27 protein-coding genes and 1 riboswitch are annotated in these 25508 nt (G+C 72.2%); of the genes, 7 read left to right on the forward strand and 20 right to left on the reverse strand.

The annotated features are described in order from the left end of the window. Nucleotides 1–48 precede the first annotated feature (48 nt). Both KBY32_RS08500 and KBY32_RS08505 read right to left on the reverse strand, forming a co-directional pair. Nucleotides 49–1098, reverse strand: coding sequence for a lactonase family protein (locus KBY32_RS08500; RefSeq protein WP_210979469.1), 1050 nt, complete (start codon nt 1096–1098; stop codon nt 49–51). A gap of 88 nt (nt 1099–1186) precedes the next feature. After that, nucleotides 1187–2683: an FUSC family protein gene (locus tag KBY32_RS08505; protein WP_210979470.1), complete on the reverse strand. Its 1497-nt coding sequence runs from the start codon at nt 2681–2683 to the stop codon at nt 1187–1189. 198 nt (nt 2684–2881) lie between these two features. On the opposite strand from KBY32_RS08505, the gene KBY32_RS08510 reads away from it, so the two are divergent. Together KBY32_RS08510 and KBY32_RS08515 are read left to right on the forward strand one after the other, a co-directional pair. Next, nucleotides 2882–3361: an Lrp/AsnC family transcriptional regulator gene (locus tag KBY32_RS08510; RefSeq protein WP_055622249.1), complete on the forward strand. Its 480-nt coding sequence runs from the start codon at nt 2882–2884 to the stop codon at nt 3359–3361. A 19-nt stretch (nt 3362–3380) separates the two neighbouring features. Beyond that, nucleotides 3381–4067, forward strand: coding sequence for an HAD family phosphatase (locus tag KBY32_RS08515; RefSeq protein WP_210979471.1), 687 nt, complete (start codon nt 3381–3383; stop codon nt 4065–4067). Between the two features lies 1 nt (nt 4068). Here KBY32_RS08515 and KBY32_RS08520 read toward each other — a convergent pair whose 3' ends face one another. Next, complete coding sequence (locus KBY32_RS08520; RefSeq protein ID WP_210979472.1) at nt 4069–4848, reverse strand: LysR family substrate-binding domain-containing protein; 780 nt, start codon at nt 4846–4848, stop codon at nt 4069–4071. A 58-nt stretch (nt 4849–4906) separates the two neighbouring features. Here KBY32_RS08520 and KBY32_RS08525 point away from each other — a divergent pair, with 58 nt between their 5' ends. Then, nucleotides 4907–5299 (forward strand): DUF5997 family protein, encoded by a 393-nt coding sequence (locus tag KBY32_RS08525; protein ID WP_115505996.1) that lies wholly within the window; start codon nt 4907–4909, stop codon nt 5297–5299. Nucleotides 5300–5365: 66 nt separating this feature from the next. Here the strand turns inward: KBY32_RS08525 and paaE are convergent, their stop codons facing one another. From paaE to paaA, 5 genes are read right to left on the reverse strand one after another with little or no spacing between them, the layout of a single operon-like run. Next, on the reverse strand, nt 5366–6481 hold the full coding sequence (gene paaE, locus KBY32_RS08530) for a 1,2-phenylacetyl-CoA epoxidase subunit PaaE (RefSeq protein ID WP_210979473.1): 1116 nt from the start codon (nt 6479–6481) through the stop codon (nt 5366–5368). Further along, nucleotides 6481–6990: a 1,2-phenylacetyl-CoA epoxidase subunit PaaD gene (paaD, locus tag KBY32_RS08535; RefSeq protein WP_210979474.1), complete on the reverse strand. Its 510-nt coding sequence runs from the start codon at nt 6988–6990 to the stop codon at nt 6481–6483. The genes paaE and paaD overlap by 1 nt, the downstream gene beginning before the upstream one ends. Continuing rightward, on the reverse strand, nt 6984–7811 hold the full coding sequence (gene paaC, locus KBY32_RS08540) for a 1,2-phenylacetyl-CoA epoxidase subunit PaaC (protein WP_055622254.1): 828 nt from the start codon (nt 7809–7811) through the stop codon (nt 6984–6986). Before paaC ends, paaD begins: the two co-directional genes overlap by 7 nt. A gap of 10 nt (nt 7812–7821) precedes the next feature. Continuing rightward, nucleotides 7822–8115, reverse strand: coding sequence for a 1,2-phenylacetyl-CoA epoxidase subunit PaaB (gene paaB / locus KBY32_RS08545; protein WP_055622255.1), 294 nt, complete (start codon nt 8113–8115; stop codon nt 7822–7824). Further along, the gene (gene paaA, locus KBY32_RS08550) at nt 8112–9089 is read right to left on the reverse strand and encodes a 1,2-phenylacetyl-CoA epoxidase subunit PaaA (protein WP_055622256.1); all 978 of its coding nucleotides are present in this window, start codon (nt 9087–9089) and stop codon (nt 8112–8114) included. Before paaA ends, paaB begins: the two co-directional genes overlap by 4 nt. A gap of 279 nt (nt 9090–9368) precedes the next feature. Further along, nucleotides 9369–9540: riboswitch (cyclic di-AMP (ydaO/yuaA leader) on the forward strand. Between the two features lie 8 nt (nt 9541–9548). On the opposite strand from paaA, the gene KBY32_RS35805 reads away from it, so the two are divergent. Then, a complete protein-coding gene (locus KBY32_RS35805; protein ID WP_308293677.1) occupies nt 9549–11249 on the forward strand; it encodes a C40 family peptidase in 1701 nt (566 codons plus the stop codon). A 55-nt stretch (nt 11250–11304) separates the two neighbouring features. Here KBY32_RS35805 and tgmB read toward each other — a convergent pair whose 3' ends face one another. The 8 genes from tgmB to KBY32_RS08595 form a co-directional block, all read right to left on the reverse strand. Next, nucleotides 11305–12273 carry an ATP-grasp ribosomal peptide maturase gene (tgmB, locus tag KBY32_RS08560; protein WP_210979475.1) on the reverse strand — a complete coding sequence of 323 codons (969 nt, stop codon included), beginning with the start codon at nt 12271–12273 and terminating at the stop codon, nt 11305–11307. 15 nt (nt 12274–12288) lie between these two features. Continuing rightward, entirely contained in the window at nt 12289–12480 is a 192-nt protein-coding gene (gene tgmA, locus KBY32_RS08565) for a putative ATP-grasp-modified RiPP (RefSeq protein ID WP_055622259.1), read from the reverse strand. A gap of 151 nt (nt 12481–12631) precedes the next feature. Then, complete coding sequence (locus KBY32_RS08570; RefSeq protein ID WP_055622260.1) at nt 12632–14110, reverse strand: MFS transporter; 1479 nt, start codon at nt 14108–14110, stop codon at nt 12632–12634. Between the two features lie 277 nt (nt 14111–14387). Further along, nucleotides 14388–15782: an FAD-binding oxidoreductase gene (locus tag KBY32_RS08575; protein ID WP_210979476.1), complete on the reverse strand. Its 1395-nt coding sequence runs from the start codon at nt 15780–15782 to the stop codon at nt 14388–14390. Nucleotides 15783–16011: 229 nt separating this feature from the next. Continuing rightward, on the reverse strand, nt 16012–16689 hold the full coding sequence (locus KBY32_RS08580; protein WP_308293678.1) for a sigma-70 family RNA polymerase sigma factor: 678 nt from the start codon (nt 16687–16689) through the stop codon (nt 16012–16014). A gap of 239 nt (nt 16690–16928) precedes the next feature. Then, complete coding sequence (locus KBY32_RS08585; RefSeq protein WP_210979478.1) at nt 16929–17639, reverse strand: hypothetical protein; 711 nt, start codon at nt 17637–17639, stop codon at nt 16929–16931. Between the two features lie 50 nt (nt 17640–17689). Continuing rightward, nucleotides 17690–18289, reverse strand: coding sequence for a DUF998 domain-containing protein (locus KBY32_RS08590; RefSeq protein WP_210979479.1), 600 nt, complete (start codon nt 18287–18289; stop codon nt 17690–17692). An 87-nt stretch (nt 18290–18376) separates the two neighbouring features. Further along, nucleotides 18377–18781: a hypothetical protein gene (locus KBY32_RS08595; RefSeq protein ID WP_210979480.1), complete on the reverse strand. Its 405-nt coding sequence runs from the start codon at nt 18779–18781 to the stop codon at nt 18377–18379. A gap of 288 nt (nt 18782–19069) precedes the next feature. Here KBY32_RS08595 and KBY32_RS08600 point away from each other — a divergent pair, with 288 nt between their 5' ends. Further along, on the forward strand, nt 19070–19570 hold the full coding sequence (locus tag KBY32_RS08600) for a hypothetical protein (RefSeq protein WP_055622265.1): 501 nt from the start codon (nt 19070–19072) through the stop codon (nt 19568–19570). Between the two features lie 19 nt (nt 19571–19589). Here the strand turns inward: KBY32_RS08600 and KBY32_RS08605 are convergent, their stop codons facing one another. Then, on the reverse strand, nt 19590–20012 hold the full coding sequence (locus tag KBY32_RS08605; RefSeq protein WP_210979481.1) for a secondary thiamine-phosphate synthase enzyme YjbQ: 423 nt from the start codon (nt 20010–20012) through the stop codon (nt 19590–19592). Nucleotides 20013–20072: 60 nt separating this feature from the next. Between KBY32_RS08605 and KBY32_RS08610 the strand changes: the two genes are divergently transcribed. Continuing rightward, on the forward strand, nt 20073–21158 hold the full coding sequence (locus KBY32_RS08610; RefSeq protein WP_210979482.1) for an NAD(P)-binding domain-containing protein: 1086 nt from the start codon (nt 20073–20075) through the stop codon (nt 21156–21158). A 102-nt stretch (nt 21159–21260) separates the two neighbouring features. Here the strand turns inward: KBY32_RS08610 and mltG are convergent, their stop codons facing one another. Together mltG and KBY32_RS08620 are read right to left on the reverse strand one after the other, a co-directional pair. Then, nucleotides 21261–22115, reverse strand: coding sequence for an endolytic transglycosylase MltG (mltG, locus tag KBY32_RS08615; RefSeq protein WP_210979483.1), 855 nt, complete (start codon nt 22113–22115; stop codon nt 21261–21263). A 43-nt stretch (nt 22116–22158) separates the two neighbouring features. Beyond that, complete coding sequence (locus tag KBY32_RS08620) at nt 22159–23961, reverse strand: ABC transporter ATP-binding protein (RefSeq protein WP_210979484.1); 1803 nt, start codon at nt 23959–23961, stop codon at nt 22159–22161. A gap of 94 nt (nt 23962–24055) precedes the next feature. Here KBY32_RS08620 and KBY32_RS08625 point away from each other — a divergent pair, with 94 nt between their 5' ends. Further along, nucleotides 24056–24505 carry a MarR family winged helix-turn-helix transcriptional regulator gene (locus KBY32_RS08625; protein WP_210979485.1) on the forward strand — a complete coding sequence of 150 codons (450 nt, stop codon included), beginning with the start codon at nt 24056–24058 and terminating at the stop codon, nt 24503–24505. A gap of 59 nt (nt 24506–24564) precedes the next feature. Here KBY32_RS08625 and KBY32_RS08630 read toward each other — a convergent pair whose 3' ends face one another. After that, nucleotides 24565–25308, reverse strand: a complete 744-nt coding sequence (locus KBY32_RS08630) for a L,D-transpeptidase family protein (RefSeq protein WP_210979486.1) — start codon at nt 25306–25308, stop codon at nt 24565–24567. Nucleotides 25309–25508: the final 200 nt, after the last annotated feature.

A 25508-nucleotide genomic window follows, 5' to 3' on the forward strand; every position in this document is an offset into this window, starting at 1 on the left:
AGGGCCCGCCCCCCCCCCCTCACAGGGAGCGGGCCCATCGGCGTACGGTCAGAGCGCGCCCGGGGCCTCGCCGACGACCACGCAGGAGGCGGCGGGCACCTCGACGGAGCCCTGGTGGCGCGGAAGCCCGGACTCCGGGTCCACGGAGAACCAGGCCACGTCGCCGGACCGCTCGTTCGCCACGTACAGGACGCCGTCGGCCTCGGTGAGGGCGCGCGGCCAGTGCCCCGCGCAGGACACCGTGCCGACCAGCCGCAGCTCCTCGTCGTCGACGGCGAAGGCCGACAGGACGTCCTCGCCGCGGGTGGCGACCCACAGGAAGCGGCCGTCCGGCGAGATCGCGATGCCCGACGGGTACGCGTCGCCGGAGGGGGCGTCCACGAGCACCGGGTGCTCCGTCAGCGGCTTCAGGGTGCCGTCGTCGCCGTCCCAGTGGCAGACCGTGACGGTCGGGCTCAGCTCGTTGACGACGTAGGCGTACGGGCGGAGCGGGTGGAAGGCCAGATGGCGGGGGCCGGAGCCGGGCCGAAGGGCGATCTCGCGGTGCAGGGCGAGGGTGCCGTCGGACAGGGTGCACACCCGGACCGAGTCGGTGCCGAGGTCGACGCTGACGATCCAGCGGCCGCTCCGGTCGGGCTGCACCTGATGGGCGTGCGGGCCCTGCTGGCGCGGTGTGTAGGGGCCGGAGCCGGTGTGCCGCAGCTCGGCGAGCGGACCGCCCGCGAGGGAGCCGTCGGAGCGGACGGGGACGGCGGTGACGCTCCCGGAGCCGTAGTTGGCGGTGAGGACGTGCCCGTCGTGGAGGGCGAGGTGGGTGGGGCCGTTGGCGTCGAGCCCGACCGGGGTGCCGATCCGCTCCGGACCGTCGCCGGTCACCCGATACGCGGCCACGGCGCCCTCAGCCGTCTCGCTGACCGCGTAGAGCGTGTCGCCGCCGGGTGCGAGGGCGAGGTACGAGGGGTCGGGCACGTCCCGTACGCCAGTCAGCACGGTCAGCGCCCCGTTGTCGGCGACGACCGCCGTGCTGATGCCCGCGCCTCCGGCGGCCGTGAACGACCCGATGTAGGCCCGTCTCCCCCGCTTGCCGGCGTCTGCCACCGCTGTCCCCTTCCGCTCGGGTCCCCGTGCGGCCGACGGTAGCAGTGGATCACTCGAAGGCGACCGCCCCGAGTCGTGTCCGGCGCTGTTACTCCGCCGCCACCAGGCGCCGCTCCGAAGCGGTGCGCAGAGGGTGGGCCAGTTCGGACAGGGCCTGCTCCAGGCTGTGGAGGTGGGCCAGGGCCGGGTCCATGGCGGTCGGGCGGTCGGTGGGAGCGGTGATGGCCGCGTTGCCGCCGGTCAGAGCCTCCACGGCGCTCTCCACGCGCCAGCAGGCGGCGGCGAGGCGGGCGTCGTGCGACGCCTCCGGGTCCGCGGCGACGGCGGCCAGGCCGCGCACCTCGCGGACGCAGTCGTCCAGCAGGGACAGGACGTGACGGGCGCGCCGCTTGCGAGCCGGCAGGGGGTTCAGCGGGTGTACGAGCGGGGCGACCGAGAGCCGGACACGGGCGAGCAGCTGCTCCAGCTCGGCCACGCGCTGGGCCGGGTCGGCGCTCTCGTCGCCGGCGAGGCGGGCGGCGGCCTCGGCGGTGGCCGAGTGCACACAGCGCAGCGCCCGCTGGATCCAGGCGTCCGTGATGGCGTGGGTGGTGACCGGCAGGACGAGGAGCACGGCCAGGACGGCGCCGACGGCCCCCACGGCCGTCTCCGCGAGCCGCACCGCCAGCAGGGCGGGCTCGAGGACGCCGAGGAGGCCGTACAGGAGCTCGGCGAGCACCGTGACGCAGAGCATCATCCAGGTGTAGGAGACGGCGGCCGAGTAGAAGATGCCGAAGACGCAGGCGGCGAGCAGGACGGCCGTGGGCAGGTGGGCGCCCTGCAGCGGGACGGCGACGAGGAAGCCGAGGGCGATGCCGAGGACGGTGCCCATGACCCGGCGGAAGCCGCGCACCAGGGTCTCGCCCCGCGAGGTCGTGTTGACGAAGATCCACCAGGTGGCGCCGACAGCCCAGTACCAGCGCTCTCCGGAGATCACCTGCCCCACCACGAGGGCGAACCCGGCGCCCGCGGTGGCCTGGACGGCCTGGCGGGTGGTCACCCGGGCGAGGCCGCGGCCGCCCGGCGGCGCAGGGACGGCCGCCGGGGGCATCCGGCGCTCGTAGCACCACAGGCCGAAGCGCACGGCGGCCGCGCTCGCGACGGACAGCAGCAGGGCGGCGTAGAGCTCCGGCAGCCGCCCGGGCGTCGCGTGCAGGAACTGCGCCACGAAGTACGTCATGAAGGCGAACACGCCCAGGCTGTGGCCGCGCGGCCCCCAGCGGCGGGCGTAGACGCCGGCGCCGACGACGGCGAGGAAGGTGAGGTCACGGGCGACCGGCTGGTCGTGCAGTTCGGCCGCCGCCGCGAGGACGGGCAGACCGGCGAGGGGCAGCAGCGCGGTGGTGACGGCCTGCCCGCGCACGGTCGCGTCGGTGACCGTGAACAGCGCGAGCAGCGCGGCGAGGCCACCGGTGACCATGCCGACGAGGGTGTGTCCGGCGACTCCGCTCACGAGCACCGCGAAGCCGATGCCGAGGACGCCCCGGGCGGCGAAGCGCAGCCGAACGCGCCCCGGGTCCGGCGCCACGAACACCCTCTTCAGCAATGTGAACCCCCTGATGGACGGCACAGAAAAGGCGCCGCGGGGATCCGCAGCGCCATCGACCGTCCCATTGGAGCATCACCGGGCCTACTGGCTCAAGTGACCTCCCTTAGAGTGGGCCATTGGCACAGACATTCCGGTCCTGGATCGTCCATCGGCGGGCCATCGGACCAGGATCGAACAGCGAGAAGGGTCGGCAGCATGGCCGTGGACGAGCTCGACACCCGCATCCTGCGGCTGCTGCTGGAGCAGCCGCGCACCAGCGTCCGGGAGTACGCCCGGATCCTGGGGGTCGCGCGCGGCACGCTCCAGGCCCGGCTGGACCGGCTGGAGCGGGACGGCGTGATCACCGGCATCGGGCCGACGCTGTCACCGGCCGCCCTGGGCCACCCGGTGCTGGCGTTCGTGCACATCGAGGTCACCCAGGGGCATCTCGACGACGTGGGTGCCGAGCTGGCCGCCGTGCCGGAGATCGTGGAGGCGTTCTCGATCACGGGCGGCGGCGATCTGCTGACCCGGGTCGTGGCCCGGGACAACGCGCATCTGGAGGACGTGATCCAGAAGCTGATCAGTCTGCCCGGTGTGGTCCGCACCCGCACGGAGGTGGCGCTGCGCGAACGCGTCCCGCACCGGCTGCTGCCGCTCCTGGAGTCGGTCGGGCGGGCGTCGGCGCGCGGCTGACCGTTGACATCCTGGGGCCATGAGCGATCTCGGCGGCACTTCGGTCATCTTCGATCTCGACGGAACACTCGTGGACAGCGAGCCCCTCTACTTCGAGGCGGGCCGGCGGCTCCTCGCCGAGCACGGCGTGACCGGCTTCACCTGGGCCGACCATGAGAAGTACGTCGGCATCAGCACCCTGGAGACCGTGACGCTCTGGAAGGACGCCTACGGTCTGCGGGCCGGCGTCGGCGACCTGCTCGCCGCCAAGAACCGCCACTATCTGGACCTCGCCGCCGGCGGCATCCGTGTGTACCCCGAGATGCGCGCGTTCGTGGAACTGCTGGCCGCCGACGGTGTCCTGATGGCGGTCGCCTCGGGCTCGTCACGCGAGGCCATCACCGCGATCCTGACCGGCACCGGCCTGGACGCCCACCTGCGCACCGTCGTCTCCGCCGACGAGGTGGCTCAGGGCAAGCCCGCCCCGGACGTCTTCCTCGAGGCGGCCCGGCGCCTCGGCGCGGACCCGTCGGCCTGTGTCGTCCTGGAGGACGCGGCACCGGGTGTGGCCGCCGCACACGCCGCCGGGATGCGGTGTATTGCCGTGCCCTATGTGGCCGCCGAGGCCGACGGCCCACAGTTCGCCACCGCCGAGCTGCTGCTGCGCGGCGGGCAGGACGAGTTCTCGGCCCGGTCGGCCTACGCGTGGCTGCGCGGAGCGGTGTAGCTCAGGAGCGGCGGCGCGGCTTGCCGCGCTGGGCGCCGCCCTTGCTGCCCTTGGCGCCCTTGGCCCCGCCCGAGGTGCCGCGACGGCCGGCTCCGCCGCGTGCGGCGCCCCCACCGGACTCGGGGCGCTTGCGTCGGGGCTGCTCCTTGGCGGCCGGGGCCTGGGACGTCGTACGCCCCCGGGTACTGTTGACCGTGCGGCCGCGGACCACGCCGATGAAGTCTTCGACGAGGTCGGTGGTCGCCTCTTCCGGCCAGGACAGGGCGACGCTCGACTGCGGGGCGTCGACCAGGGTGCGGTAGGTGAGGTCCTTGCGGTGGTGGAGGCGGGCCAGCGACTGGGGGACGACGAGCAGGCCGACGTTGGCCGCGACCAGCTCCACGGCGTCCGCGGTGGTCGCGGGCCGTTCGAAGCCGGGCTGTCCGGGCGGCCGCTCCCAGCCGAGGACGTCGTCCAGGGGGTGGAAGACCACCTCGTCGGCCAGGTCCTCGGTGGTGACCTCCTCGACGGCGGAGATGACGTGGTCCTTGGGGACGACGACCACCGTGGCCTCGGTGTAGAGGGGGATCGCGCTGAAGAACTCCCGGTCGACCGGGAGTCGTACGAACCCGGCGTCGGCGCCGCCGTCCCGCAGCAGCTCGGGCGCCTCGGCGGCGGTCACCGCGTGGAGGGTGAGGGGGACGTCGGGGAAGCGTTCGTTCCAGATCCGCACCCATTTCGCGGGTGTCACTCCCGGGACGTACGCGAGCCGGAACGAGGAGGGTGCCGCCGAGCCTGTCACCTGGCCAGGTTACCGGCCGTGGTCGGCGGAGGTTCACCCGGTGGATACCCTGGACCCCATGACGTCGCACCACACCACTCAGTCCATGAAGCCCGCCACCGCGGCGAAGAAGCTGGGTGTGTACCTCGAAGCCACCCCCGCCGAGTTCCGGGAGGGCGTGGTCACGCGCGCGGAGCTGAACGCGCTCCAGGCCGACCCGCCGCAGTGGCTGCTCGACCTGCGCCGCGACGGCCCGCACCCGCGCCCGGTTGTCGCGCAGAAGCTCGGCGTGTCCATCGCGGGGCTCGCCCGCGGCGGTGTCACCGAGGCCCTGACCACCGAGCAGATCGAGGCCCTGAAGCAGGAGCAGCCCGAGTGGCTGGTCAAGGAGCGGGCCACCCAGGCCGAGGTCCGCAAGGAGGCGGCCCGGCTGCGGCAGCGCGACGCCGAGCGGGCGTCGAAGGACGCCTGACCCGCACGCTCGTGAGCGCGCCCCGGTGACCGTCTTTCGATGGTCACCGGGGCGCATCTGCGTTCGTCAGCTGTCGTAGTCCACCGTCAGCGACTCGGAGACCGGGTACGACTGGCAGGTCAGCACATACCCGGCGTCGACCTCGGCGGTCTCCAGCGCGAAGTTGCGCCGCATGTCCGCCTTGCCGTCGGTGACCAGGGCCCGGCAGGTGCCGCAGACCCCGCCCTTGCAGGCGAACGGCAGGTCGGGGCGGGTCTGCTGGGCGCCGTCCAGCAGGGTCCGGTCCCGCGGCAGGGCCGCCGTGGTGGAGCGCCCGTCGAGGGTGATGGTGACCTGGCTGACGGGGCCTTCCGGCCCGCTCTCCACGTGCCGGAACTCGCGCACCGGCTCGTCGTCGGCGTAGAAGAGCTCCTGGTGCACACGCTCGTCCGGCACGCCGAGGCCGGCCAGGACCCGCTGCGCGTCCCGCACCATGCCGTGCGGCCCGCACAGCCACCAGTGGTCGGCCGTCCGCACGTCGACCAGCGCCTCGACGAGGGTCGCGAGGCGTTCGGCGTCGATGCGCCCGGACAGCACCTCGGCCTCGCGCGGCTCGCGGGAGAGCACATGGGCGAGCTGGAACCGCGCCGGGTACAGGTCCTTCAGATCGGCCAGCTCGTCGGCGAACATCACCGTGTCCGTGCGGCGGTTGCCGTAGAGGAGGGTGACCGTCGAGCGGGGGTCGGCGGCCAGGACGGACTCGGCGATGGACACCATCGGGGTGATGCCGGAGCCCGCCGCGATCAGCACATGGTGGCCGGGGGTGCCGAGGTCGGGGGTGAAGGCGCCGGTGGGGGCCATCACCTCGACGACGTCGCCGGGCCGTACGTCGTGGACCAGCCAGGTCGAGAACAGCCCGCCGGGCACGACCCGTACGCCGATGCGCGGACGCGCGCCGACGGGCGAGCAGATCGAGTACGACCGCCGCTCGTCGCGCCCGTCGATCTCGCGGCGCAGCGTCAGCGACTGGCCGGGCGCGAACGCGAACTCCTCGGCCAGCTCGTCCGGGATGTCGAAGCTGACGGCGACCGCGTCCGAGCACAGCGGCTGCACGGCGGCGACCCTCAGCTTGTGGAAGGCCGGACGGCGGCGGACGCGCGGGCCGGGCGCGGCGGCCGTCTGTGCTTCCCTGAGGCCTTCCATCAGATCTCCTTGACGTACTCGAACGGCTCTTTGCAGGCGCGGCAGCGCCACAGTGCCTTGCAGGACGTGGCGGCGAACCGGGAGGTCTCCTCGGTGTCCGCAGAGCCGCAGCGCGGGCAGGCCACGGCGTGCCGGGTCGGTGACAGCACGAGCGCGACGGGGCCGCCGCGCGGGGCGGGGCCGGGCGGGGCGATGCCGTGCTCGGCGAGCTTGGCGCGGCCGGCCGGGGTGATCCAGTCGCTGGTCCACGGCGGGTCGAGGACGGTGCGGATCTCCACGCGCGAGTATCCGGCGGCACGCAAGCGTGCGGCGACGTCGGCCCGCATCTCGGCCATCGCGGGGCAGCCGGAGTAGGTCGGGGTGAGGCTCGCGACGACCGTGCCGTCCTCGGTCAGCTCGACGTCCCGCAGGACGCCCAGGTCGGCGAGGGTGAGCATGGGCAGCTCGGGGTCCGGCACCTGGGCGGCGATGTGCCGGGCGCGCCGGGCGTCGAGGAGCGTCGTCACCATGTCGCCTCCGGGTGCGCGCGGGCGACGCCCTGCAGCTCGGCGAGGAGCGGGGCGAGGTGCTCGGTGTGCTCGCCCTCGCGTCCGCAGCCGGGCAGCGGGCGGTACACGGGCATCGGCAGTCCGGCCGCGTCGGTGACCTGCTTGAGGTCGGCGACGACCTCCTGCCGTACGTCGAACGCGGTGAACAGCTCGCCCAGATAGGGGGCGACCTGCTCCTGGGCGCGGCGCATACGGCGGTGGGACTCCTCGGTGCCGTCGCCCAGGCGCACCGCCCACTCGGCGGCGTACTGCCGGTGGTAGCGCAGTTCCTTGGCGCCCTTGGTGGCGATCGCCGAGAGGACGGGGTCGGGGTGGGACGCCAGCCGCTCGAAGTGCGCGAGCCGCCAGCTGGACAGCACCAGCAGCCGGACGATCGTGAACGCGAAGTCGCCGCCTGGCAGTTCGGCCAGGCGGACGTTGCGGAAGTCGGCGGCGTCGCGGAAGTAGGCGTACGCGTCCTCGTCGCGTCCGGTGCCGTCGGTCTGGCCGGCGCGGGAGTAGAGCAGCCGGGCCTGGCCGAGCAGGTCGAGGCCGATGTTGGCGAGCGCGACCTCCTCCTCCAGCTCGGGGGCGCGGGTGACCCACTCCCCCAGGCGCTGCGCCGAGACGAGCGCGTCGTCGCCGAGGGCGACGCACAGGGCGGCCAGCGCTGCGGCGTCGACGCCGTCCGGCACGGTGGTGTCGACGCCGTGCAGCGGGTCCTCGAAGCCGGTGCCGTAGGCCCAGCGGGTGTCGTCCTCGTGTCCCTCGGCGAGGGTCAGATAGACATGGTCGTCACTCATGCCCTCTCCTTCAGATGTGGGGGACGTCGTCGGGGATGTCGTAGAAGGTCGGGTGGCGGTAGACCTTGTCGGCGCTGGGCTCGAAGAACGGGTCCTTCTCGTCGCGCGTGGAGGCGGCGATGTGCTCGGAGCGCACGACCCAGATGCTCACGCCCTCGTTGCGCCGCGTGTACAGGTCGCGGGCGTGGGTCAGCGCCATCCGGTCGTCGGCGGCGTGCAGCGAGCCGACGTGGACGTGGTTCAGTCCGCGCTTGCCCCGGACGAACACCTCGTACAGCGGCCAGTCCTGCTTTCCGGTGCTCATGCCACCGCTCCCTTCTCCGCGCGGGCGGCCTGCTTGGCCGCGTGGGCGGTGGCCGCCTCCCGCACCCAGGCGCCCTCTTCGTGGGCGCTCCTGCGTCGTTCCATCCGCTGTGCGTTGCACGGGCCGTCGCCCTTGATGACCCGCATCAGCTCGTCCCAGTCGGGCGTGCCGAAGTCGTGGTGGCCGCGCTCGGCGTTCCAGCGCAGCTCCGGGTCGGGCAGGGTGACGCCGAGCTTCTCGGCCTGCGGGACCGTCATGTCGACGAAGCGCCGGCGCAGCTCGTCGTTGCTGTGCCGTTTGATCTTCCAGGCCATCGAGCGGGCCGAGTTGGGCGAGGAGTCGTCGGGCGGTCCGAACATCATCAGGGAGGGCCACCACCAGCGGTTCACCGCGTCCTGGACCATCTCCCGCTGGGCCTCGGTGCCGCGCATCATCGTCATCAGCAGCTCGTAGCCCTGCCGCTGGTGGAACGACTCCTCCTTGCAGATCCGCACCATCGCGCGTGCGTACGGTCCGTAGGAGCTGCGGCACAGCGGCACCTGGTTGCAGATCGCGGCGCCGTCCACGAACCAGCCGATCACGCCGACGTCGGCGAAGCTCATCGTGGGGTAGTTGAAGATCGAGGAGTACTTCTGGCGGCCCTCGATCAGCCGCTCGGTCAGGTCGGCGCGGTCGGCGCCCAGGGTCTCGGCCGCCGAGTACAGGTACAGACCGTGTCCGGCCTCGTCCTGCACCTTGGCGAAGAGGATCGCCTTGCGGCGCAGCGAGGGCGCCTTGGTGATCCACTCCCCCTCCGGCTGCATGCCGATGATCTCCGAGTGGGCGTGCTGCGCGATCTGCCGGATCAGCGTGTTGCGGTAGCCGTCCGGCATCCAGTCCCGCGGCTCGATGCGCTGGTCGCGCGCGATCGTCGCGTCGAAGTGCTCCTCAAGCGGCCCTTGTGGGGGCGCCTCGGTGGAGTGTGAGGTCGTCATCGCTCCCGCTTCCCAACCGACCATTCGTTCGGTACCAGTGTGACGTGTTTCGGATGGCTGGGCAAGACCTTGACCGAGCGCCGGAGGGGTCGCGTGCGTCGCTACCCTCCGTATTCACGCAGGCGCATGGCGCGGCGGCGATGACCGACCGCCGTCACGAGCGTCGAAGGTCACAAAAACGTATCGGACATTTCACACGTCAATCTTCACTGCAGGCACACAAGTTGGCTAAGTTACGGCCCAGGACGCGCGTTGAACTCCGGCGATCCCCGCCGGGACGTGCGACCTCCGCCGAGTCGGCGCGTCCTTCGGGGCCGCGGAGCCGGGGACCCAACCGAATCATGGGGTGAATCGACCCGAGGCCGTGACGGGCCGGGTCGTAGGGCACACCTTCCGACGCGAAACGCCCGAACCCGTCAGCTAACTCGGTAGGCGGAGTACGGAAGGAGCACGTCGCCCATGGCGCCGGAACGCACCGGCATGCGCAACTCCGCGCTCGCCTCGGCAGCAGCCCTCACCTCGGTGGCCCTGCTCGGCCAGTCGGCCGGCGCCGCCCAGGCGGACGAGGGGCCGAGCCGCGAGGAGGTCAGTCGGCGGGTCAGTTCGCTCTACGACCGGGCCGAGACCGACACGGGGACCTTCAACGCCACCCGCGCCTCGTCCACGGGACCGCGCAAGCGCGCGGGCAGCCCGGCGGCCTCCGGACGCGACGGTGACGGCGGCCGTGGCGCCGCCCCGCTCGACGACGTGGCCCGGCAGTGGTTCGACATCGCCCGGTCCAAGCTCGGTCCGACGGTGCAGGCCACGCTGCCCAAGGACCGGATGCCGGAACGGCCCGCCGCCCCGGCGCGGGGTGCGCGCCCGTCGGCCGGGGGTGAAGGGGCGCGCGAGATATCTGGGCGTACGGCCTTGGAGCTGCCTGCTGGATCGGGTGCCCCTGTCGCCGAGTTGACGTCCGGTGCCTCGCGTTCGGCGGCTGTGGGTGAGCTGACGGCGGGGCCTGTGGCGGCTCTGCCCGCGGGCGGTGAGGCGGGGGGCGCGCTGGCCCTTCCGGCGGCGCCTGCCGCGTCTTCTGCGCCTGTCGTGCAGCCTGAGGTCGATCAGCGGGCCTCCCTGCGTACGACCAAGGAGCGCAGCCAGCGGAAGTTGGCGCAGGCGCGTGAGTTGCTGTCGGCGTACACCGGGCGGTCCATGGCGGCGATCGAGGCGCCGGCCGCTGTTCCTGCGACTGCTCCTGCCCCTGCCCCTGCTTCGGCGCAGAACCAGTGGGATGCCCTGGAGGCGCAGAGCCCCGCCGATCTGATGACGGTTCCGCCCGGTTCGACGGCTTGGACCGGGCAGTCCTCGGAGGCGTCGGCTGCCTCGGCTGCGTATCTGACGGCAACTCCTAGCGGTGGCCCGGAGTTGAGGGGCCCTCAGGGTTACGGCGTGCCTGACGCGGGCTTCTCCGCGGCTGCGGCTGCCCAGACGGGGAGCTTCCCGGCGGTCGACCAGACCGGCGGCTTCCCTGTGGTCGACCAGACCGGTGGGTTCCCCGTGGTCGACCAGACCGGTGGGTTCCCCGTGGTCGACCAGACCGGTGGGTTCCCGATGGTGGACCAGACCGGGAGCTTCCCCGCGGTCTCGCAGACCGGGAGTTTCCCGGCTGTCGGTCAGATAGGTGGCTTCCCCGCCGTGGACCAGACCGGCAGCTATCCGGCGGTGGCGCAGACGGGTGGCTTCCCGGCGGTGGACCAGACCGGCAGCTTCCCCTTGGTCGCTCCGACCCCCGCGGCAGCTCCGGCGGCGGCCCCTGCGGCCCCGCAGGACAGCCGGGCCCTGCGGGCCCTGGAGTTCGCCCGGGCCCAGACCGGCAAGCCCTGTGTCTGGGGCACGACGGGACCCAACACCTACGACGGCCCCGGGCTCACCCAGGCCGCCTGGAAGGCCGCCGGTATCGCGCTCCCCCGCACCGCCCAGGAGCAGGCCACCGCCGGCCAGGGAGTCGCCCTCACACACCTGGAGCCCGGTGACCTGGTCCTGTACCACGCCGGTCACGTCGGCATCTATTCCGGCAACGGCATGATGATCCACGCCCCCGGCCCCGGCACGGTCATCCGCGAGGAGTCCATCCACTACGCCGGCGAGGACGCGATCCACAGCGCGATCCGGCCCGCCTGAGACGAACGCACCCCCGACGCCGTCGTGTCGGGGGTGCGTTCGTGGTCGTAGGGGCTCAGGGGCGCCCGATGCCGGCTTCCTTGCCGCGCCGGTCCGGGCGGCGCTGCAGCGCCAGCCAGTCGGCGACCGCGGCCGCGATCGGCTGCCCGGTCTCCAGCTCGACGAAGCCGAACTGACCCCCCTGGTTGCACTCCAGAAACCACCAGATGCCGTCCTCGTCCTCCGCGAAGTCGAAGGCGGCGTACGCCAGTCCGGCCAGGGTGACGTACTCCTGCACCGACTTGCCGATCCGGCCGGGCACCGGGACCGGTTCCCACGGATGCCCGGTGTCGCCGTACCGGCCGTCGATCTGGTCGGGTTCGGCGGTCTTGCGCGCGGCGAACATTCTGGTGCCGACGCAGGTCAGCCGGATGTCCGCCCGCTTGGGGACGTACCGCTGGAGCAGGGCCGGTCCGGCCGCGACGGCGGAGAAGTCCGCGTCGGGGCCGATCAGGGTGGTGGGCAGGGCCAGCGGAGGCTCGCCGGGCGGCGGTCCGGAGGCGGACTTCACCACGACCTCCTTGTGCTGCTCGACGAACGCGCGCGCCAGCCGCGGTGCCGTGGTGAACACCGTGGGCGGTACGGCGAACCCGCTGAGGTGGGCGAGTCTGAGCTGCCAGGGCTTGAGCCGTGCCTGGTCGGCGTTGCGGGGATGGTTCATCCACCGTGCGGCGGCGGAGTGCAGCATGCCGTACAGCGCCTGCCGGGTCTCGGCGGTCAGCCAGGGCGAGGGGTCCGGTGCGTGGGCGGCCGGTTCACCGGGCCGGCGCACCCAGATGGAACGCAGCCCTCCCATCGACAGCACATGGCCGTTGACCGACAGATGCCCGTCGAAGTCGCCGTGGGCGTAGTCCGCGGACAGCACGGCCTTGCCGGGCAGGTCGGCCGGGTCCAGCCGCAGCACGGGCGTGCCCGTGGCGTGCAGTTCGCTCACCACCATGTCGGCGGTCACGTCCTCCTCGGACGTGAGGATCAGTACCGTCATGCGCCGGCCGGTTCGTCAGTCGTCGAAGTGGGTGGCGGAACCGGCCGTGGACGTCGTCGTGCCGGCGGCGAGGAGGAGATCCGGGTCGCTGACGGCCGGGCGGCCGTCGGGCAGCATGTTCAACTGCCGGGCCGGGTCGAACGTGTACGGCGTCACCGCCTGGGTGACTCCTCTGGGGAACGCGTAGTTCAGGGTGAAGGGTCGCATCGAAACCTCCGCGGTCGCGTGATGCCTGCGCTACCGTCCCTTACGCGCCTGTTGTGTAACGCATTCACTACATCCAGCCACATGGGGGGTGAACGTCGTCACACCCAACGGGGTGATGTGGGAGCCGCGTTGGGGCTCCGCGGGGTGCCGGTCAGGCCGCCGGTACGCCGCCGCCCTGGAGGCGTTCGAGGTCCGACGGGCGCACCTGGATGACGAGCAGGGCGATGACCGCGGCGATCGCCGTGAAGATCGCGGCCGTGATGAAGGCGGCGGAGACACCGGCGCTGAGGATCTCGTCGGCGAACCGCGCCGGGAGCTGTCCGGTGCGTTCGAAGCGCAGCCGTTCCAGCGGGGTGGCCTGGGCCAGGAAGGCCGGGATCTGTTTGTCCGCCTCGTTGTTGCTGGCCGTCCCGTACATGGTGACCAGGATCGACAGTCCCAGTGATCCGCCGACCTGCTGGGTGGCGTTGAGCAGCCCGGATGCGGCACCGGTCTCCGCGGGGGTCACGTTGGACAGCGCCATCAGCGTCAGGGACACGAACTCCATGCCCATGCCGAGACTGAAGACCAGCATGGGTCCGAGGATGCTGCCCAGGTAGGTCGAGTGGACGTCGGTCAGGGTCAGCCAGGCCAGCCCGGCGGCGGCCAGGATCGCCCCCGTCACCATGAACGGTTTCGGCCCGTACTTGGGCAGGAGCTGGGAGGCGAGCCCGGCGCCGACCGCGATGACGGCGCTCACCGGCAGGAAGGCCAACCCGGCTTGCAACGGGCTGAAGTCGAGCACGTTCTGCACGAACAGCGTGAGGAAGAAGAACATCCCGAAGATCGCCGCGGCGAGGCTCAGCATGATGCCGTAGGTGCCCGCGCGGTTGCGGTCGGCGAACATGTGCAGCGGTGTGATCGGCTGTCTGGACCGCTGCTCGACCAGGATGAACAGCAGCAGGAAGACGACGGCCGCCCCGAACGAGCCGAGCGTCAGCCCGTCCCGCCAGCCCTCCTGCGCGGCCCGGATGAAGCCGTAGACGAGCAGCACCATGCCGATGGTCGACGTCATCGCGCCCAGGATGTCGAAGTGCCCGGCGTGCCGCTCGGACTCGCGGATCCAGCGAGGTGTGGCAAGCACGATGAGCAGGCCGATGGGCACGTTGACGAACAGCACCCAGCGCCAGTTGAGCCACTCCACGAGCATGCCGCCGGCCAGCAGCCCGATCGCACCACCGCCCGCCGACACCGCGGCGAAGACCCCGAACGCCCGGTTGCGCTGCGGTCCTTCGGGAAACGTCGTGCTGATCAGCGCGAGCGAGGTCGGGGAGGCGATGGCACCGCCGACGCCCTGGAGGGCGCGAGCGCTGAGGAGTTGCCACTCGTTCTGGGACAGTCCGCCGAGCAGCGAGGCCAGGACGAAGAGCAGCACACCGAAGACGAACACCCGTCGTCGGCCCAGGATGTCGCCCATCCTGCCGCCGAGGAGGAGCAGTCCGCCGAAGGTGAGCGTGTAGGCGTTGACCACCCAGGACAGGCTGGTCGTCGAGAAGTCCAGCGACCGCTGGATGTCCGGGAGGGCGATGTTCACGATGGTGATGTCGAGCACCACCATCAGCTGACAGGAAGCGATGACGAACAGCGCCATGGCGTTGCCGCGGCCTTTGTCCCGCTCCGCGTCCTGCGGGGTGGTCGTTGCTTGGGGTGTCGGCTCCGAAGGGCTCATCGCATCGCCGTGGGCGGGGGTTCGGGGGCCGGGTCGGAATCGGACTGGCTGCCCGCCACCTTTCGACCGTACGCCGGTGCCGTACGCCCCTCCAGTCGATCACCGACCGGACGGCACGGGCCTCTTGAGGGGCACGCGGGCCCGCCCGTCGACACGCCCCGGCCGTCGTCGGGGCGCGTGTAGGGGGACGGTTGGCTGCTCAGGCGGCCGGGGGGATGTTCTGGTTGGCGCGGAAGAAATTGTCCGGGTCGTACGTCCGCTTGACGGCGGCGAGCCGGTCGTAGTGCCCGCGGTAGGTGTTCCGGACGCGGTCCGTCCCCTCCCCCTCACCGATGAAGTTGATGTACGAGCCGCCCATGGAGTACGGGTGCAGATCGGTCTGGTACGCGACCGCCCAGTCACGGATGACGTCGGCGTTGGCGGGGTCGGGGTCGACGCCCGCGATCACCGCGGACCACACGGCGTCCCGGTACGCCCAGGCCGTGTCGTCGGGCCCCACCTGATGGGCGGCGGCGTCGACGGGATACAGGTGCATCAGGGACAGCGGGGTGGGGAGGTTCTCCCCGTACTTGTGGTGCACGTCGATCGAGGAGTCGCTGATCGAGTCGAAGAAGTCACCGCGCCAGTACCACTGGTAGCCCTTCGGGATCAGCTCGTCGAACATGCTCTGCACGGCCGGGTACGGCATGGGCGCGCTGAAGTGGAAGGCGGGCGGCGCGGGATCGTTCACCGGGGCCAGTAGCCGCTCGAACTGATCGTCCTCCGGATCGCCGGTGTAGCACCAGACGACTCCGCACATCTTCTGCCCGTGGATCGCCTCCGGGAACGGGGGGCCGGGCGGGATGCTGAACAGGGTGAAGAATCCGTACAGGTCCGCCGGCGCCGCGGGCAGGAAGTCCCGGTACCAGCGCAGCACTTCGGGCGTCCGGTCGACCGGCCACACCGTCACGCCGAACCCGACCGTGCCCACCGGGTGCAGACGGAAGGTGAACGACGTCACCACCCCGAAGTTCCCGCCGCCGCCGCGCAGCGCCCAGAACAGATCGGGGTGCTCCTCCTCGGAGGCGGTGACGAAGCTGCCGTCGGCGAGCACGACGTCGGCGGAGGTCAGACTGTCGATCGTCAGGCCGTACTTGCGGGTCAGGTACCCGTGCCCGCCGCCCAGCGTCAGGCCGCCCACGCCGGTCATCGAGACGATGCCGGCCGGCACACCCAGTTCGAACGTGTGGGTCGCGTGGTCGAGATCGCCGAGCTGTGCCCCGCCGGCGACCTGCGCGGTCCTCGTCTTGGGGTCGACGCGGACCCCGCGCATGGTCGACAGGTCGAGGACGAGCGCGTCGTCCACCAGGCAGAGGCCCGGACCGCTGTGCCCGCCGCCCCGCACCGCGAGTTCCACCCCGGTGTCCCTGGCGCAGGCGATCGCCGTGCGCACGTCCGCGACGTCCACGCACTGCGCGAACGCGGCGGGACGCCGGTCGATCATCGCGTTGTAGATCTTGCGGGTCTCGTCGTACTCAGGGTCCTGCGGGGTGATGACGGGTCCCCGCATTCCCGCGCGCAGTTCCTCGAGTGCCGTTGCGTTGATGGCGCCCATAACCGGACCCCTTCGCTCGAAGTCGGTGAGCCACGGATGGCGGCACCCGGCCTCCGGCGTCCGGGCGGGAGCAGGGGCGCACGGTGCGGCTGATCCGTTCGCACCTCGTGCAGATGTCGGCAGAACGCCTCGTCCCGCCGTTCTCCAGTGTTCTCCGGTCGTGGGGCGGACGCACGTCGATCGTGGACCGGCCCGCCGGGGGTGTGGGTGAGGGCGGGCCGGTCCTTGATCAGGCGGCGACGGCCTCTCGGTCGGCGTCGGCGTCGGCTTCGCCTCCGGTTTCGGCTCCGGCTTCGGCCTTAGCTCCGGCTTCGGCGTCGGCGTCGGCCGTTGCTTCGGCTTCGGCGAGGAGGCGGGCGAGCGTGGCGCGGGCTCGGGCCACGCGTGAACGGACCGTCCCCACGGGGCAGTCGCTCCACTCGGCGGCCTCCGCGTACGGCAGTCCGGCCAACTGGGTCAGCACGAACGCCTCACGCCGCTCGTCGGGCAGCGCGTCCAGCAGGTCGAGCAGCACGACCCCTTCCTCGAAGCCGGGCAGACCGGCGGGCTGGGCGCGTTCGGCGGCGCGCGTCCAGTCGTCGGTCTCGCACAGCCGGGGCCGGGCGGCCGCGTACCGGTGGCTGTCGATCACCGCGCGCCGCGCGATGGCCAGCAGCCAGGTGCGCGCCGACGAACGGCCCTCGAACCGGTGCAGACTGCCGAGCGCCCGCAGGAACGTGTCCTGCGCCAGGTCGTCGGCGGCCTGCGGATCGGCCGACAGATGGGTTACGTACCGTACGACGTCCCGGTGCAGGGAGCGGACGAAACGCTCGGCGGCGTCCGGGTCGCCGGCGCGGGCCGCCAGCGCCCACGTGGTCGCCGGCTCGTCCTGGGGCACGCGCGGGGCGGGCAGGGCAGGAGTGATCACCTGAGTCCTTCTCGGGTAGCCCGGACTCCGGTACGGCGGATGCGTGACAGGGCATGACAGTGCAGGACAGACGCACGCACGCGCGGTGCCGGAGAGCCCGGGGATGCGGGGCATGGCCACGGCCGTACGGGCGCACGACCGTGGGCCCGAGGCACGGTCGGCATCGGCATATCGCCGTGTCTCCGTGTCGCCAAATCGTCACGGCACGGGATCGGATGGCCTCGGGTGAACCGGCTGTCTCAGACGACAGCGGGCCCTGCGGGCGGCCCCCGAGAGGTGATGGTGTGGACGAGCGGGAGCAGGCGCGGCGCCCGCTCGGAGCGAGCCCGGCGCGGCCGAAGGCGTGGGCGGTCGGGGGGCGGCGCGGGCAGGAAGAGGACAAGGCGCAGCGGCGCGGCCAGCCAGCCGGCGACGGCCCGCAGGATCCGGAAGGCGGCCCGCTCGCCGTGCCCCAGCCACAGGCCACACAGCAGCGCGGCGAGTGTGTGGGCGGCGAACATGGCGAGCGACGCGTCACCGCTCACGTCGTGGGCCATGGACATGGGCGGCGCGCCTGTGTGGGCCGCACCCATGTGTTCCAGCGCCGTGTGCGCTGTGTGGGACGCGCCCATGTGGTCCGGACCCATGTGGTGCAGGGCTGTGTGGCCTTCATCCACGGGCCCACGGCCCATGTCCGCCGATGCCCCACCCACCCCGACGCCCTGCGCCAGCTCGAACACCGCGTGCAGCGCGCCTTGGGCCACGACCACGACGGACACGACCAGCGGCAGTCCCCGTTCCCGGCCGGCGAGGCACCAGCCCACGCCACATGTGGCCAGCAGACCGGCGACGAGCGTCCACCACGGGACGGCGGCACCCGACATCGAGGTGTGACCGAGGGCAGCGAGCAGCACACAGACGGACGCGAACACCGCGGCCCGTATCGCACGCACGCCCCACCCAGCACCCATGACGGCCTCATCCTCGCATCCCGGGCCGGCTCGTCAGCGGTGGATACACATCACTGGGGGACAGTACGGCGGTGCCGATGCCACAGGCATGAGGCGACGACCACGAACGGCCACACGGACTGAATGGCCGTCACCAGCCGCTCGGCCACCCCGGCGGCACCGTCCTGCTCCATCTCGATCATGAACCAGGCGGCACTGCCCAACATCACGGCGGTCGCGGTGAACGCGGGGACGGGGCGCAGCCCCCAGGGCGCTGTCGCACTTCGGTGCGCGGCCAGCACGGGCCACACCGCGAGAAAGGCGAACCCGATCCCGGTGACCGTTCCATGGCTGAGGGAGCCGCCGCTGCTCGGCGGCGGCAGCAACGCCACCACGACCGCCGTGATGCCGCCGGCGCCGAGGGCGAGCCGGCCGGGGAGCGCCGCGGGGCGCAGTCCGAGGGCGGTGCAGAGGTGGCAGACGCCGAGGGCGGCGAGCGCCGAGGTCATCACCCAGAACCCCCGGGCCCCGTAGGCTGCCAGGACGCTGATGGTCTGGGTCACCGGGTCGTATGCCGGCCCTTCGAGGTGCGCCGCGATCAGCCAGCCCCCGATCAGTACGACCGGCGCGGATCCCGACGACAGCAGAGCCCACGTAGGCACAAGTCGCATCAAACCACCGTAAAGCCGACTTATTGCCGGTTTCACGACGTACACGCGGAGGGGTTCTGGGGGCGGGGCGGGTGAGGTGGTGGTGGCTCAGTCGTCCGTGGCGGGAGGGGCGACGACGCTGACGTGACCGGCGGCGCCGTCCCACTCCCACAGGTTCACCGGGCCTGGCAGGCCCCGGGGGACGACGACGGCGGGGACCGGCTCGGTGGTGGCGAAGGACCGTTCGGTCCCCCGGTCCGGTTCCTTGGTGCCGGCCGGGCCACGCCACCGGCCGACCGCCCAGGAGGTGCCGGCGGCCCCGAGTCCGGTGGCGGAGGAGTCCCGCCGTGTGTCCAGACGTGTGGGGACGGTGCGGCCGTTGGCCCGCCACTCCGCGACGAGCGCGGCGTAGATCGAGGGGCGCCCACCGGGTGTGCCGGTGGGCGGTACGACGTACGACAGGGGCGCGGAATCGTTGCCCAGGACACGCCGCGCCGTGTCTCTGTTGTCCATGCCAGAGCAAACGGTTCGGCGTGCGCCGGTGGTACGCGCAATGCCACCGCCACCACCCGGTCGGGTGAGACCGTCCCCCGTATGGCCCACAGGGATCGCGCCAAAACGGTGCGGGGTCTGGTGCGGCGCCGGGCGCGCACGGCTCGGTTCGGGGCGCGCGTTCCACCTTCCGCCTGTTTGGCGCGCGGGCGCTCGCCCCATACGGGGAATTGCGCTCCGCCGTATGGCCGCAGCACCCGTCACCCGGTCCACTGAGGCCTTCACCGCTCACATCGGGAGGCTTCCTACATGGCACTGACGGAGTGGACGAGGTCGATGGAGTGGCTGGCCGCGGCCTCGGCGGATCCCGGCGCGTGCAAGCACGAGTGGCAGAACGGCACGACCGGCGTGGCCCTCCTCGCGGCGGGGCGCTTCTGGGACGTGCTGGTCGTGCCGGAGGAGCTGGGCCTGCATGTGGCGGACCTGCTGGACGAGTTACCGCTGCTGGACCGCGGCCCCTGTCTGCTGGACACCCGGCGCCGCCGGGTGGGCTTCCTGCTGCCGCCGGAACCGCGGACGGTGTGGGTCGGCACCGGCGTGCGGCTGCTCGGGGCGGGCTCGTGGATCGCCGCTCCCGCCCCGCACTGCCGCTGGGGCGCGCTGCGCTGGCTGGTCCCGCCGGACGGCACCGGCACGCTGAACATCCCGGAGGTCATGGAGGTGGCCCTCGAACGCTGCGCGGGCGAGCTGTCCCGCCTCCAGGGCCGTGCCGCGCCGGCCGCGCGGGACAGGCGTACGGCCCTGCTGTGACCGGCCGGTGTCTCGCCTCTCAGCCGAGGAAGCTGAGGCGGACCTGCCGGTTCGGGTTGTCGCGGTTGGTGTCCACCAGGCACACGGACTGCCAGGTGCCGAGTTCGAGCCGTCCGCCCACGACCGGCAGCGTCGCGTGGGGCGGCACGATCGCGGGGAGGACGTGGTCGCGGCCGTGGCCGGGGCTGCCGTGCCGGTGCTGCCAGCGGTCGTCGGCGGGCAGCAGGGTGTGCAGCGCGGCGAGGAGGTCGTCGTCGCTGCCGGCGCCGGTCTCGATGATCGCGATGCCGGCCGTGGCGTGCGGCACGAAGACGTTCAGCAGGCCGTCGCGGCCCCCGGCGGCCTCCCGCAGGAAGGACTCGCAGGCGCGGGTGAGGTCCACGACCCGCTCCGAGGAGCCGGAGGCGACGTTCAGGACTCGGGTGGTGAAGGCGTCTGACATGCCGTCCATCCTGGCTCATCGCACGGGAAGATCCGTGCCCGCCGGTCCGTTGGTTGAGATGTGAACAGCATTGAGGCGGTCGAGACGGTCGACGTGGTGGTCATCGGCGCCGGTCAGGCGGGGCTGTCGAGCGCGTATCACCTGCGGCGCACCGGGTTCGAGCCCGGTCGTGACTTCGTGGTGCTCGACCACTCCCCCGGTCCGGGCGGCGCCTGGCAGTTCCGCTGGCCCTCGCTGACGTACGGCAAGGTGCACGGAATGCACTCGCTGCCCGGTATGGAGCTGACCGGCGCGGACCCAGAGCGGCCGTCGTCCGAGGTGATCACGGAGTACTTCGCGGACTACGAGCGGACGTTCGACCTGCGCGTCCGGCGCCCGGCGGAGGTGCGGGCCGTCCGCGAGGGCGCCGACGGCCGGCTGCTCGTCGAGAGCTCGGCCGGAACGTGGGCGACACGGGCGCTGATCAACGCGACCGGCACCTGGGACCGGCCGTTCTGGCCGCGCTACCCCGGCCAGGAGACGTTCCGGGGGCGGCAGTTGCACACGGCGCAGTACCCCGGGCCGGAGGCCTTCGCGGGGCTGCGGGTCGTGGTGGTCGGCGGCGGCGCGTCGGGCACGCAGCACCTGATGGAGATCGCCCCGTACGCGGCGGCCACGACCTGGGTGACCCGGCGTCCGCCGGTCTTCCGGGAGGGGCCCTTCACCGAGGACCTCGGCCGGGCGGCCGTAGCCCTGGTCGAGGAGCGGGTCCGGCAGGGGCTGCCGCCCAAGAGCGTGGTGTCGGTCACCGGGCTGCCGCTGACCGAGCCCGTGCGGCAGGGGATCGCCGACGGCGTGCTGGACCGGCAGCCGATGTTCGACCGGATCACGCCGGACGGCGTGGAGTGGAAGGACGGGCGGCAGGTGGCCGCCGACGTCATCCTGTGGGCGACCGGTTTCCGGGCCGCCATCGATCATCTGGCGCCGCTGCGACTGCGCGAGCCGGGCGGCGGCATCCGGGTGGAGGGGACGCGTGCGGTCGCCGATGCCCGGATCCATCTCGTCGGCTACGGGCCGTCCGCCAGCACGATCGGCGCCAACCGCGCGGGCCGCGCGGCCGTCCGGGACATCAGACGGCTGCTGTCGGAGGAGCCGGTGGCGGCGTGATCGGGCGTTCTGCGGTTCGGCGGCCGGAGTGCGGGGCCGGCCTGAAGGTCAGCGGCGGGGGCACGGGGCCGACCCACTGAGTGAGGGGGACCGACCCGCGGGTCAGCTGCTCGGTGACGGCGCGGCCTTGCTGCGGAGCGCGCTGGATTCGGCCACATTGCGCTGGTGCTCCGCGTAGTCGGCGGTGAAGCGGGTGTCGCCGGGCTTGACGGTGACGAAGTACAGCCAGTCGCCGGTGGCCGGATTGACGGCGGCGCGCATGGCCTCCTCGCCCGGGTTGGCGATCGGCGTGGGCGGCAGGCCCATCCGCTGGTACGAGTTGTAGGGGCTGTCGATCCGGGTGTCGGCCTGGCTCGCGCGCCCGGAGGAACGCTTCAGCGCGTAGTTCACCGTGGAGTCCAGCTGCAGCGGCATGCCGCGCTCCAGCCGGTTGAACACGACCCGCGCCACCTTGGCCATGTCGGCCTTGGTCGTGGCCTCGGCCTGGATGATGCTCGCGATGGTGACCGCCTGGTAGACGTTCATGGCGTTGCGCTGGGCCCCGGCGGCGATCGGCGCGCGGCTGAACTTCTGGTCGGCCTTGGCGACCATGTCCGCGAGCAGCGTCTCCGGTGTGACCCGGGTGCCGTCGCGCTCCAGGGAGTACGTCGCGGGGAAGAAGTAGCCCTCGGGGTTGCCGTCGGCCTCGTTCGGCAGCTTGAGGTTCGCCTTGCCCAAAGACTTCCTGGTGCTGCCGGGCGGCAGGGCGAGGGCCTTGTCGACCGCCGCGTAGACCTGGCCGGCGCGCCAGCCGGGCGGGATCACGAGGGAGGTGGGCAGCGCCGGTTCCTCCTCGCCGGTGATCAGCAGCGGCACCGCCACGGCGGTGCCGGCCACGACGGCGCCCGCGGCGATGAGGGCGATACGGCCCCGGCGCGTGAGCCGGATGGTGCTCCGTGACGGAGTGTTCAGATACATGCGGGAACGGTAACCCGCACAACCTCACAAAAGCGGCATATCGTCACCCCGTCGGCTCCAGTTGTGCGTCCCTGCGGACCAACGCGGCGTAGCGGCCGTCGCGTGCCAACAGCTCCTCGTGCGTACCGCGTTCGGCGAGGCGCCCCGCGTCGAGGACGACGATCTGGTCGGCGCCCCGAATGGTCGACAGCCGGTGGGCGATGGTGACCGTGGTGCGGTTGGCCGAGAGGGCGTCGATGGCCTGCTGGACGGCGTGCTCGGTACGGGTGTCGAGGGCGCTGGTCGCCTCGTCGAGGATCAGCACCGGCGGGTCGCGCAGGATGGTGCGGGCGATGGCGAGGCGCTGCTTCTCGCCGCCGGAGAAGCGGTGGCCTCGTTCGCCGACGACGGTGTCGTACCCGTCGGGCAGCGAGGCGATGTGGTCGTGGATCTGGGCGGCCATCGCCGCCGCGTGCAGCTCCTCGTCGGTGGCGTCCGGCTTGGCGAAGCGCAGGTTGTCGGCGACGGAGGCGTGGAAAAGGTATGTCTCCTGCGAGACGACGCCCACGGCCCGGGCGAGGGTGTCGAAGTCCAGGTCGCGCACGTCGACGCCGTCGAGGGTGACGCGGCCGCCCGTCACGTCGTACAGGCGGGGCACGAGGTGGCCCAGGGTCGACTTGCCGGCGCCGGTGGGGCCGACGACCGCGAGGCTGCTGCCGGCCGGGACGGTGACGTCGATGCCGTCGAGGATCGGACCGCTCTTGCCGTCGTAGCGGAACTCGACACTCTCGAAGCGGACCTCGCCCTTGACGCGGTCGAGGTGGACGGCGTCCTCGCGCTCGGTGATGTCGATGGGGAGGTCCAGGTACTCGAAGATGCGCTGGAAGAGCGCGAGCGAGGTCTGGATCTGCACGCCGGTGGAGAGCAGGCTGACGGCGGGCCGGAACAGGCCCTGCTGGAGCGAGACGAACGCGACGATCGTGCCGATGGAGACCTGCGGGCCGCCGAGTTGGAGCGCCAGGCCCGCGGTCCAGTAGATGAAGGCCGGCATCGCGGCCATGACGATGGTGATGACCGCCATCCGCCAGCGGCCCGCCATGCTGGAGCGCACCTCGAGGTCGACCAGTTGCTCGGACTCGTCGGAGAACGCCTTGGTCAGCGAGTCGGAGCGGCCCATGGTGCGGCCGAGCAGGATGCCGCTGACGGAGAGCGACTCGGTGACGGTGGCCGCCATCGCGGCCATCTGCTTCTGCCGCTGGGTGGTGATCTTCTTGCGTTCATTGCCGACGCGGCGGCTGATCCAGACGAAGACGGGCAGCAGGAGCAACGACACGAGGGTGAGCCGCCAGTCGAGCGCGATCATCGCGACGATGGTGGCGACCACGCTGGTCGCGTTGGAGACCAGGGAGGTCGCGGTGGAGGTGACCGTCGCCTGCATGCCGCCGATGTCGTTGGCGATGCGGGACTGGACCTCGCCGGTGCGGGTGCGGGTGAAGAAGGCGAGCGACATGCGCTGGAGCCGGCCGTAGACGGCGGTGCGCAGATCGTGCATGACGCGCTGGCCGACCGTGGTGGAGATCAGCGTCTGGAGCACGCCGAAGACGCTGGTGAGGACGGCGCTGAGGATCATGCCGAGCGCCAGCAGACTGAGCAGACCGGTGCGGCCCTGAGGGATCGCTACGTCGAGGATCTCCTTCAGCAGGAACGGCGTGGCGACGCCGACCAGCGACGAGGCGCCGACCAGCAGGCCGACGACCGCCAGGCGGCCTCGGTACGGGCGGAAGAGCCGCAGGATGCGGCGGACCTGCCGCGGCTGCTCGGGGTCGGCTGCGGGTGGGGTCCAGGCGGGTTCGCGGTCGGGGTGCATGGGCTCCTACGGAGGTGGGCGGGCGCGGGACTGACGGAGCTTAGCTCATTGTTACCTATGCTCACAATGAACGTAGTCCTGATATTGTTCCCGCATGACCATGCCCGATGCCGAAGGCCCGCTCGCCGAGCATCTGCTGCGCCTCACCCGACGGGTGCACCGGATCCAGAAACGGCACCTGCAGGAGTGCGGCGTCGGGATCACTCCGGCGCAGTCCCGCCTTCTGCGCACCCTGGCTCACTACGACGCGCCCCCGCGGATGGCCGACCTCGCCGAACGGCTGGAGGTGGTCCCACGCGCCGTGACGACCCTGGTCGACGCGCTGGAGGAGAGCGGGAAGGTACGCCGGGTCCCGGACCCCACCAACCGCCGGGTGATCCGCATCGAGCTCACCGACGACGGGCGCAGCACCCTGCGTGAACTGCACCGGGCGCGGCGCTCGGCCGCGGAGGAGATCCTCGCGCCGCTGACGGACGAGCAGCGGAAGGTCCTGGGCGGTCTGCTGGACACCCTGGTCGACGGGGGCACGGGTCGCGGCTGCTGAGCGCGGCCGCTGTGTCGGTGGGAGTCAGCTTGCGGGCCGGTGGGAGCGCGATCGCCGTGTCAGCGGGAGCGCCGCAGGTCGGCTCTGTCACCCATGACGATCACAGGATGCCGCGCCGGATCGAGCGTGCGCAGCAGATACCGCATGGCCGTTTCGGACACGCTGACGCAGGCGGACGTGCCACTGCCGTGGTCCATGTGCAGCCAGATGCTTCCGCCCTTGCGCCGGCCCTCGGGACGGGTGGGGTCGTTGGGAGACGTGCCCCTGATCCGGTTGTAGTCGATGGCGATGACGTAGTCGAAGTCGTGCCAGTGCGACTCCGCCCACCAGCGCGGTGCCGCGAACGCCGGTGAACGCGTGTACGGCAGCTTGGCGCCCGGGTCCTCACGTACGCCGCCCGCGTCGCTCAGCGTGAACACGCCGACCGGGCTGCGGTTGTCGCCCTCGTGGTGGTCGGTGTTCCAGCCCTTCTTGCCGTTGTGCGCGGGCCAACCGCGCACCCGTTCCCAGGTGGAGCCCTGCTTGCGGTAGTACACGACCGTGGCGTCCGCTGAGTTCCTGCCGTCGCCGTAGACCACCACGGCCTGCCTGGATGTCGCGGGGATGCGTGCGTGCCAGTGGTCGCCGACGCCGGGGATGCGCGTCGGCTCCGCCGCGTCGGCCGAGGGTGCCCGTGATGTCCGGGCGGCTTGCGCGCCCGCTCCCGCGCCGGGTCGCGCGCCGTCGCACGCCGTGAGGATCGTCAGGAGGGACGCGACAGCGGCCGCCGCGGCCACCGCCCGTCGAGTGCCGGTGGTGCGCATCGGCCCATGGTCGCACCGAGCACCCGCCGGGGGCGGGAAGGCGGGCGGTCCGAGCCGGGACCGGCCCGGACCGGATCCGAGCGGCGCCGCGGAAAACCGTTTGCGCGCGGCCACGCCCCGACGTCAACCTGTCACGGTTTGCTGCCGCCGTGCGAGGCCGCTGCTCACGCACCCGCCCTCCTCCTCTCCCCCTCCCTGCC

The sequence above is a fragment of the Streptomyces sp. RK62 genome, assembly GCF_018070255.1.
GTDB lineage: Bacteria > Actinomycetota > Actinomycetes > Streptomycetales > Streptomycetaceae > Streptomyces > Streptomyces nigra.

What these genes read in the sequence shown, in the direction of transcription:
- paaB (WP_055622255.1), bottom strand. Translation starts at nt 8,115, where the DNA reads ATGAGCACCGGAAAGCAGGACTGGCCGCTGTACGAGGTGTTCGTCCGG.
- KBY32_RS08570 (WP_055622260.1), bottom strand. Translation starts at nt 14,110, where the DNA reads ATGGCGCTGTTCGTCATCGCTTCCTGTCAGCTGATGGTGGTGCTCGAC.
- KBY32_RS08585 (WP_210979478.1), bottom strand. Translation starts at nt 17,639, where the DNA reads ATGGGTGCTGGGTGGGGCGTGCGTGCGATACGGGCCGCGGTGTTCGCG.
- KBY32_RS08515 (WP_210979471.1), top strand. Translation starts at nt 3,381, where the DNA reads ATGAGCGATCTCGGCGGCACTTCGGTCATCTTCGATCTCGACGGAACA.
- KBY32_RS08605 (WP_210979481.1), bottom strand. Translation starts at nt 20,012, where the DNA reads ATGTCAGACGCCTTCACCACCCGAGTCCTGAACGTCGCCTCCGGCTCC.
- paaD (WP_210979474.1), bottom strand. Translation starts at nt 6,990, where the DNA reads ATGGTGACGACGCTCCTCGACGCCCGGCGCGCCCGGCACATCGCCGCC.
- KBY32_RS08595 (WP_210979480.1), bottom strand. Translation starts at nt 18,781, where the DNA reads ATGGACAACAGAGACACGGCGCGGCGTGTCCTGGGCAACGATTCCGCG.
- KBY32_RS08575 (WP_210979476.1), bottom strand. Translation starts at nt 15,782, where the DNA reads ATGGGCGCCATCAACGCAACGGCACTCGAGGAACTGCGCGCGGGAATG.
- paaE (WP_210979473.1), bottom strand. Translation starts at nt 6,481, where the DNA reads ATGGAAGGCCTCAGGGAAGCACAGACGGCCGCCGCGCCCGGCCCGCGC.
- KBY32_RS08510 (WP_055622249.1), top strand. Translation starts at nt 2,882, where the DNA reads ATGGCCGTGGACGAGCTCGACACCCGCATCCTGCGGCTGCTGCTGGAG.
- KBY32_RS35805 (WP_308293677.1), top strand. Translation starts at nt 9,549, where the DNA reads ATGGCGCCGGAACGCACCGGCATGCGCAACTCCGCGCTCGCCTCGGCA.
- KBY32_RS08600 (WP_055622265.1), top strand. Translation starts at nt 19,070, where the DNA reads ATGGCACTGACGGAGTGGACGAGGTCGATGGAGTGGCTGGCCGCGGCC.
- paaC (WP_055622254.1), bottom strand. Translation starts at nt 7,811, where the DNA reads ATGAGTGACGACCATGTCTATCTGACCCTCGCCGAGGGACACGAGGAC.
- KBY32_RS08630 (WP_210979486.1), bottom strand. Translation starts at nt 25,308, where the DNA reads ATGCGCACCACCGGCACTCGACGGGCGGTGGCCGCGGCGGCCGCTGTC.
- KBY32_RS08525 (WP_115505996.1), top strand. Translation starts at nt 4,907, where the DNA reads ATGACGTCGCACCACACCACTCAGTCCATGAAGCCCGCCACCGCGGCG.
- tgmB (WP_210979475.1), bottom strand. Translation starts at nt 12,273, where the DNA reads ATGACGGTACTGATCCTCACGTCCGAGGAGGACGTGACCGCCGACATG.
- paaA (WP_055622256.1), bottom strand. Translation starts at nt 9,089, where the DNA reads ATGACGACCTCACACTCCACCGAGGCGCCCCCACAAGGGCCGCTTGAG.
- mltG (WP_210979483.1), bottom strand. Translation starts at nt 22,115, where the DNA reads ATGTATCTGAACACTCCGTCACGGAGCACCATCCGGCTCACGCGCCGG.
- tgmA (WP_055622259.1), bottom strand. Translation starts at nt 12,480, where the DNA reads ATGCGACCCTTCACCCTGAACTACGCGTTCCCCAGAGGAGTCACCCAG.
- KBY32_RS08625 (WP_210979485.1), top strand. Translation starts at nt 24,056, where the DNA reads ATGACCATGCCCGATGCCGAAGGCCCGCTCGCCGAGCATCTGCTGCGC.
- KBY32_RS08590 (WP_210979479.1), bottom strand. Translation starts at nt 18,289, where the DNA reads ATGCGACTTGTGCCTACGTGGGCTCTGCTGTCGTCGGGATCCGCGCCG.
- KBY32_RS08620 (WP_210979484.1), bottom strand. Translation starts at nt 23,961, where the DNA reads ATGCACCCCGACCGCGAACCCGCCTGGACCCCACCCGCAGCCGACCCC.